Source organism: Trabulsiella odontotermitis (genome assembly GCF_001297775.1).
In the GTDB taxonomy this organism is placed as follows: domain Bacteria; phylum Pseudomonadota; class Gammaproteobacteria; order Enterobacterales; family Enterobacteriaceae; genus Trabulsiella; species Trabulsiella odontotermitis.
In genome coordinates this window covers 1-6,819 of record NZ_LIFX01000027.1, presented here as the reverse complement: position 1 = coordinate 6,819, position 6,819 = coordinate 1, and the positions used below count along the sequence as shown (strand labels likewise).

The window sequence follows — 6,819 nt, the reverse complement described above, 5'->3', positions numbered from 1 at the left end:
TAGCTGTTGCCGTTCAGGGTCACCGTCACGGTGTCGCCAGCGGCAGCGTTAGTTGCAGAACCGCTGATCACCTGGGCCTGGCCGTGTTCGGTGGTGTTCAGGATATCGTCACCGGCAACAGTGTTGATGGTGACAACCGGAGCCGCAGTGTCCACCGTCAGGTTATGGCTGGCAGATGCCGGGTTACCGGCGATGTCAGACACAGAAGCCGTAACCACAGCAGTACCGTCGGTCAGGGCCGCAACTTCAGACGCCGGAACAGTGATGCTCCAGCTGCCGTCCGCCTGCACCAGTGCTGTATACGTGTTACCGCCAATCGTCACGGTGACAGTCTGACCGGCCTGTGCGGTGGTCATCCCGCTGACTGTCAGATCGGCCTGTGCTTCGGTGGCATTGAGGATATCGTCAACGGCCAGGGTATCGATAGAGATCACCGGCGCAGCGGTATCCAGCGTCACTACATGCGCGGCATCAGCCGTGTTACCGCTGACGTTCGTCACGCTAACGCTGATGTGCTCACGGCTGTCCGTCAGTGCTGACATGGCATTTGCCGGAACGGTAACGCTCCAGCTGCCGTCAGCCTGTACCTGCGCGGTAAAGGTCTGACCGGCGAATTGAATCACCACGGTCTGACCCGCCTCAACGCCCTGCGTCTGACCCGAAATCAGCAGGTCAGCGCCTTTTTCCGCGGCGTTGATGATGTCATCGGTGGAAACCGTATCGATGGCGATCGCCACCGGGTTGAGGTCGAGTTCAACCGCGGTGTTCGCTGCAACCGGGTTGCCCCAGCTGTCCTGCGCGCTGGCGTTAACATCCAGCTGACCGGCGTTCCAGTTCTGCAGATCCGCAGACGGCACACCGATTTGCCAGTTGCCATTGTCGTCGATAACGGCCTGATAAGTAATATTGTTGATGGTGACGTTAACGAGCGTTCCGGCCGCCAGATGGGTGCTGGAACCTGTGATCACCAGATCCTGCTGCTGTTCGATGGCGTTAACGATGTCATCGCCCGACAGCGTGCTGACACGCAGCCCCGGCAGAGAGGCGTTGATGTTGATATCGCGATCGTCGGTACCGGTGTTGCCGTGGCTGTTAGTCACAGACGCGGTGAAGGTCAGATCACCGTCGCCGAACGCCAGAAGATCGCCTGATGGGATCGTCACCTGCCAGGTCAGATCGCTGGCAACGATGGCGGTATAGCTGTTGCCGCCAACGGTGATGGTGACCGTATCGCCTGCGGCGGCGCCCGTCACACGGCCGCTCAGCAACTGATCGCTGTTCGCTTCAGCGTTGTTAACGAGGTCATCGCTGGCAAAAGGATTAATAACGACCTGCGGCAGCGTCGTATCGACAAGGAAAGAGCCGCTTGCCGAGCCGGTATTACCGGTGGTGTCGCTGCCACTTACCGTGACGGTATAAACGGTATTAGCGAGGTTCAGCACGTCGGTAACCGGCACCAGAACAGACCAGGCGCCGTTATTTACCGTCGCGGTGTAAGCAACGTTGTTCAGCATTACCGTTACAGTGCTGCCGTCCGCCAGCGAACTGGTCCCGGTTAAGGTCAGCGGCTGTAAGGCTTCCTGTGCATTCAGCACATTGTCCTGGCTCACGGTATCCACGGAGAAGTTAATCGCCGTGCTGTTGAGCGTGACGTTGTGTGAGGCGCTGCCCGCGTTACCTGCGGCGTCGGTGACCGTCACGGTGATGGCATGCTGACCGTTATTCATTGCGGTTAAGACCGAGGACGGAACGCCCACGCTCCAGCTGCCGTCCGCCTGGACGACGCCGGTGAATGTCTGGTCACCAAACTGCACGGTCACGACATCGCCTGCCGCGGCACCGCTCGCGCGACCGGAGATGATCTGCGCCGCGCCCTGCTCGTCGGTGTTCAGGATATCGTCGCCTGCGACGGTGTTGATGGTGACGACCGGCGCGGTGGTATCCACGTCGACTGTCGCGGTGGTCTGGCTGCTGTTGCCTGCTTTATCACTGACGGACACCGTCAGCGTGTGATCGCCGTCGGCCAGCGCCTGAGCATCACTGGCCGCCACGGTCAGTGTCCAGGTACCATCGTTGCCAACGGTGGTGGTGTAAGTGTGACCGTTCAGCGTCAGAGTGACGGTCTGTCCGGCTTCGGCGTTGGTTTTCCCGCTCAGGGTCAGCGGCGCATTATGCTCTGCCGCGTTGATGACCTGATCCTGGGCAATGGTATCGACCGACAGTAGCGGCGCCTGGGTATCCACCGTGATCGCCTGGCTGCCCGTGACGGCGTTGCCTGCCGCATCATGGCCGCTGACGGTGACCGTCCAGTTCCCGTCAGCCAGCGCGTTCGCGTCGGCTGCCGGAACCGCTACCTGCCACGCCCCGTTCGCCCCCACCACCGTGGTGTAGGTTTTGCCGTTCAGTGAAACGGTGAGCGTCGTGCCCTGTGCCAGATGCTGGCTGGCGCCGGAAAGCGTAAAGCCAGCGGCATGTTCGCTGGCATTGATAATGTTGTCACCCGCCGTGGTCGCGACAGAAATCACCGCCGTGGTGGTATCCACGTTGATCGTGATATTGCCCGCTGACGTGGTTTCGTCGCCGTGGATCTGCACGACGGACCAGGTGTGCTGGCCGTCAGTCTGCACCGGCAGCATCACCGTCCAGTTGCCGTTGTTGTCGACCATGGCACTGGCGATGGTATTCCCGTTGCTGTCTTTAACCTGGATGGTAGCGCCCGGCTGCCCGGTACCGCTGAAGGTCGGGGTGTTGTCATCAGTGGTGTCATTCGCTGACAACCCACCCTGTTTGTCACCCTTTTTATCCGTCACGCTGTAGGTCGGCGTAATTTTCGTGTTATCGACGACTTCGGTTTCGGTCACGGTTTCAGTGACGGTCTCGGTTTTGCCGTCACCACCGTTGCTGGCAAACAGTGCGCCAAGCGCACCGCCGCCCAGCGCCGCCAGACCCAGCCATCCCCACGGGGTATCGCTTTCGCTTGCGGCGACATTCAGCAGCGGCTCAATGCTGTCAATCGGGGTGCTCTGCGCCGTCAGTTCCACGGCGTTCAGATCAGAAACGTTACCCACATCGTTGAACGTGACGTGCGTTAAGCCGTTTTCATCACTGAAAACCAGTTCAGAGTGCTGTTTTGATTCTGGATCTTCAATGAAATAACCGTTGCAGCGAATCACGCTGCCGTCTTTCATATAAATTAATAAGTCGTTGCCCTGGCGGACATAGCGCACGACATCCTGTGCCGACGCCTGAATTTCAATAACGGAGGCCGCGGAAACTGCGACAGAAAGATTACCTTCACCCGTTAATACCGTTTTTTTAGCAGTCGCACGGTTAACGACATTTACAGTTTTCATCGTGTTCATAATAGTGTTCATGCAGGTTATATATTCCGTGTCAGTGTGAGCCGGACACACGCAATGCGTGACTATCCCTGGCGATAATCGTTAATACTGGTATGTGGTTGAATTAATTAATTTCAGGAAGCTTTTCCGTGGCATGTTTTTCAATGCCAATCAGCGGTAATAAATTATCTATGGCGGTGGCATAACTAATTGCCGCGCTCCAGCCATCATATTCCGCGTTTATTTTTGCAGAGGTTGCCTGCCAGACATCCTGTTCGACGCTCAGTAAGTCATTAATCGTTTTCTTACTCAGCGTATATTCATTCTTATAGACGGTACGGGTTTGTATCGCGTTCACGAGCTGGAATTTACCGGCATCTTCACGACCGCGTGCGCCAGTCCAGTCGGCCATCGCCGCTGAGGCTTCCTGCAGCACGTCGTAACGCGCCTGATCCACCTGAGAGGCGGCCATCGCTTTCGCCCCTTCCGCCTGACGAACGCGGGCGGAAACCGCACCACCCTGATACAGCGGCGCATCAAGACTCAGTTGCACTTGATCGTCCCAGTACGCGCGGTTGTCAGATTCATAACGCGTGCGGCCTGCTTTCAGACTCACGGTCGGCAGGTGCTGGGCTTTCGCCTTGCTGATAGCGAACTCAGCCGAGGTTTCCATCGCCTGCGCCGCCAGTACCGACGGGATACGTGAGTAATCGATGTTTTCCACTGAGGTCTGATTCACTTCGAGCGCTTCCGGCAGCTCAGCATAGTTTTTCGCGTTCACGCCGGTCTGCACCGCCAGTACCGCTTTGGCTTTCTGCAACGCCGCTTCATATTGCTCAAGCGACGCGCGCATCCCGGCGATGCGGGTTTGCGTCTGCAGCGTGTCAGAGGTGGAGCTGAGACCAGCAGTAGCGCGCAGCGTCGCCAGTTTCTGAATGTTTTCCAGCGCCGTGATGTTCTCCCGGGCAGCATTCGCCAGTTCGCTGTAGCGCTTCACTTCGACATAACCCAGTGCGGCTTTTGCCGCCACGTCGGAAAGGGTCGCCATCAGCTCATAGCGATAGCTTTCTTCCTGCGCTTCTGACTGGGCAATCGTGTTGTTGGTCTTACCGAAGTCATAGACCAGTTGCGTCAGCGTCAGTCCCCAGGAGGCGGAATTTTTCAGCGAACCGTTGGAGTCTGTTGTCTGGCTGTGGCCAGTGCTACCGGTGAGGCCAATCTGTGGCATCCAGCCGCTTTTTGCTTCGTCGGTCATCGCCTGACCAATACCCATCTGTGCCGCCTGCTGGCTGACAGAAGGATCGCGGTCAAACGCGAATAAAATACTTTCTCTCAGATTGGTTTGTTCGACGCTTGCCAGCGCGGCGAAACCTGAAAATGCAGTACCCCAAAGCGAGAGCGACAACATTATTAATGGCAAGGTATTACGAGCAGTCAAAATAAACTTCCTGAAAACAGTTGATGACATTCAGGCGGAATATTCACACCTGGCATAAGATTAAATAGCGATTACTGCATGGCAGCGTTGAATGGCCGCAAGTTTGAAGGATGCCGGGGTGACAGAAAAGGGAAATAGGCTTATATCGTCTTAAATACAACGGGGTTAAGAGGGGTGAAATAAAAATAACAGGCAAAACGAGGCCTTACCCTTGCGGCGTGACCTCGCAAAACGTTGGGGGGTGAGTACTAAAATTGTATAAAAAGCATCCAGACCGGAGGCGCTGTGATGCCATTTAAGGCCATTTAAGAACTTTGATCACAGAAACCTGAAGCCAAAACACTAAAAACAAACAACAATTAAACAAATAAAAACATTTTAATTTACATTTGAATAACAAAAGAGCATGCCGCTTCCGGGCCCTGACGCTTATTCCGCCGCATTATTTCTGTTAATGCCGACCCAGTTGAGCAACATGGAGGCGCTCGAAATAACGTTGATGTTAGAAATATAACCATCGTAGCGGTTATTTATTGCCGACAGCTGGTTATTAAAATGGTCATTTTCTGCCGTCAGCACATCTAATAATGTTCTTTTCCCGAGGTGGTACCACTGCTCATAAAACATTTGCCGCACGCGGTCCGTTTCGGCAGAGAGACGATCGTAATCATCGGCACGTAAGAAAGAAGAATCGCGGATCTGGATCTGGTTATTAATCTGGTATTCCAGGTCGCGGTAGTTGACTTCATATTGCTGTTGCGCGGCATTGGCTCTTGCCCGCGCCGACATCTGCGCTGCCCGTTCGGAACCGCCGCTGAACGCATTCCACTCCACGTTCACCCCGGTATACCATCCGCTTTCATTGCCATTGACGTCTTTGGCGGTGCTTTTTGAAATCACCCAGTTCACCTGCGGCAGACTGGAGGCTCTGATGCTTTCTGCTTCATGCTCCGCCGCCCGGACTTTCGCCTGCAGGCTCATCATCATCGGGCTGCGGTCCAGAGAAGCAATGGCGGTGTCGGCCGGGATAATCGTGTCGCGCCAGGAGATATTTTCCGGCACCACCGGCTCGGCACCCAGCAGACGTACCAGTTTGATCCGGCTGCTGCTGACCTGATGCTCGATGTTGTCCATATTTGCCTGCGCCGACATCAGCTTGGCTTTTGCCTGCACCAGCTCGCTGTCGCGTCCCGGGTCCGCCTCGGTGATTTGCGACAACATGGTGACCAGTTCCTGCATCCTGTCGACATAGGCTTTCGCCACCATCCGGCTGTGCTGATAACGACTCAGGTTCATCAGTTCCGAGATGGTGCTGTACGCCAGTTGTTCGCGGGAGTGATCCTGGTCGTAACGCGCGGATTTTGCTGTTTCTTCCGCGTTATCCACCTGGCTGCTGATCCGCCCCCAGTCGATAATCGGTGTGGAAACCGTTACTGAACCGCTGGTATCGCTGATGTGGGAATTGTTGTTGGTGGACGTATCACCGCCGACAGTCGTGAACGGTGAGGTCACACCCAGTTTCACCTGCGGCCAGCGCTGACCGCGAGCCTGGTCAACGCTGTAATCCATCGCCAGCACTTCAGCGGAGGAGGCGCGCATTTCCGGGCTGTAGGCCAGCGCTCTGACCACCATCTGACGCAAAAAGTCGCGCGATGGGTTATCACTTAACGCCTTAAATTGCTGTTGCGACATACCGCTGATGTCGCGAGGGCCACTGCTTCTCTCTGACTGCCCCTGCCAGCGCACTTTGTTGTACGCCGGATCGGGCTTGTAGTATTCGGTGACAGGCGGGAAGTAATCATAGTTTTTCTTCAGTACCGCTCTGTTTTCTGATTTGGTTTCGACATTCTCACGCCGGACGAATGCCGGTTTTGTTTTCTTCGGCGGCGGCGTTGACGCGGTATTGCGCACAGCCACCGGCGCGGTAGTGCTGATGGTCGCTGGCGCGGTGATCCGCTCATAACGCTCTTCCGGCGTACTGTTCTTGTCTACTGGTGGCGGGCTGACTGGCGCGGGTGGTGGCGTTATCGCCGGAACCGC

The 6,819-nt window shown here is 56.2% G+C and carries 3 protein-coding genes; all 3 read right to left on the bottom strand.

All coding sequences use genetic code 11. From position 1 onward, the window contains the following. The coding region (locus AOY23_RS21210) for an Ig-like domain-containing protein (RefSeq protein ID WP_152958670.1) at nucleotides 1–3,362 on the bottom strand (3,362 nt) is incomplete at its 3' end. Between the two features lie 103 nt (nucleotides 3,363–3,465). Beyond that, entirely contained in the window at nucleotides 3,466–4,749 is a 1,284-nt protein-coding gene (locus AOY23_RS21205; protein ID WP_054181212.1) for a TolC family outer membrane protein, read from the bottom strand. Nucleotides 4,750–5,208: 459 nt separating this feature from the next. Next, nucleotides 5,209–6,819, bottom strand: a 1,611-nt coding sequence (locus tag AOY23_RS21200; RefSeq protein ID WP_152958668.1) for a TolC family protein, incomplete at its 5' end; no start/stop codon positions are given.

Bases quoted from the DNA above. Each gene is read 5' to 3' on its own strand.
- AOY23_RS21205 (WP_054181212.1), bottom strand. From the start codon at position 4,749: ATGTTGTCGCTCTCGCTTTGGGGTACTGCATTTTCAGGTTTCGCCGCG.